We start from the raw sequence: 1490 nt of genomic DNA, 5'->3' as shown, positions 1-1490 counted from the left end.
CGCTCACCACCCGGTCCCCTGGCCTGTACCGGCCAGGACCGGAGACGGGGTGTGCTCGACGAGGTGCCCGCGCTCTGCGCCCGTACCGCCCTCGCCTGGGCCGTCGTCGCCGCGCTGCTCGCCGCCGTGCGGCCCGCCGCGGCGCTGCCGCTCTCCGCGCTCGTCACCGCGTGGGCCGCGCAGAGCCTCGTCGCCCTGAGCGGGCGCGGGCTCGTGCACGCGCGGCGCCGGGCGCGCCGCCGGGCGCGGCCCGCTGCCGCGCTGCTCATCGGGGACGCCCGTACGCACACCGTCGCCGAGGTGCTGCGCCGGTCCGAACGGCCCCTCGTGCGGCCCGTCGGGATCGTCGGGCCCCGGGCGGGCACGCCCGGTGACGTGCCGGTGCTCGGCTCGGCCGACGAGGTACGGCGCGCCCTCGGCACCCACGACGTACGGCTCGCGCTGTGCGTGGGGGAGCCCTCCGCCGCGTATCTGCGGCTCCTGCGCGCGCACGGCTGCGCCCTGTGGCGCCTCGACGCGCGCGGCCCCGGGCACGGTGCCGCGCCCGGCGGCGCGAGCCTCGCCGGCTACCCGCTCACCCCGCTGCCCCCGGGCCCCCGCCGCCCCGGCGCGGGCAAACGCGCCCTCGACCTCGCCCTCGCGGGCCCCGCTCTCGTCCTCCTCTCGCCGCTCCTGCTCGCCTGCGCCCTCGCCGTCCGCCTCAGCGACGGCCCGGGCGTCCTGTTCCGGCAGGAACGCGTCGGCCAGTACGGGAAGACGTTCACGCTCCTCAAGTTCCGCAGCCTGCGCCCCTGCGACGACCGCGAGGCCGCCACCCGCTGGAACGTCGCCCAGGACGACCGCATGAGCCCCGTCGGCCGTTTCCTGCGCCGCTCCTCGCTCGACGAGTTGCCCCAGCTGTGGAACATCCTGCGCGGCGACATGAGCCTGGTCGGGCCGCGTCCCGAACGGCCCTTCTTCGTCAACGAGTTCGGCCGCAGGTACGAGGGCTACCGGCACCGGCACCGCGCCCCCGTCGGCCTCACCGGGCTCGCGCAGATCAGCGGCCTGCGCGGGGACACCTCCATCGAGGACCGCTCCCGGCACGACAACTACTACGTGGACCACTGGTCGTTGTGGCACGACGTACGGATTCTCGTCCGCACCGCTCTCGCGCTCGTGCGCCCCTCGGGGAGCTGAGCCGGTGACCCACGCAGCCGCCCGCCCCGTCACTCCGGCCGCCACCGCGCAGGCCGGGACCGCTCACGCCGGTACGGCTCCGGCTCCCGCGCCCGTCCGCCCGGACACCTCCGCGCCCGTGACCTCCGCGCCCGGCGGCCCCGTCTCCGGCGGCCCCGCGCCCGGCGGCCCGCCCCGTCCCCCCGCCGCTCCGCGCCCCGCGCCGCTCACCGTCCTCGCCCGCGCCCTGTGCCGCCACGTCCCCGCCCGGCTGCTGCCCGCCCTCGCCGTGCTCGTCCTCCTCGCCCGCCCCGCGGCCCCCGGCGCCGAGG

General features: G+C 78.8%; 1 protein-coding gene and 1 pseudogene. Both read left to right on the top strand.

All coding sequences use genetic code 11. The features are described 5' to 3' along the window. Nucleotides 1-1179, top strand: a 1179-nt coding sequence (locus SSBG_RS12080; protein ID WP_106429331.1) for an exopolysaccharide biosynthesis polyprenyl glycosylphosphotransferase, incomplete at its 5' end; no start/stop codon positions are given. Nucleotides 1180-1183: 4 nt separating this feature from the next. Next, nucleotides 1184-1490: pseudogene (locus tag SSBG_RS30205) on the top strand (prepilin peptidase); the annotation flags it as partial.

Source organism: Streptomyces sp. SPB074 (genome assembly GCF_000154905.1).
Classification (GTDB): domain Bacteria; phylum Actinomycetota; class Actinomycetes; order Streptomycetales; family Streptomycetaceae; genus Streptomyces.
Note: the sequence above shows the minus strand (reverse complement) of the source record. Positions and strands in the feature narration are given on the sequence as shown.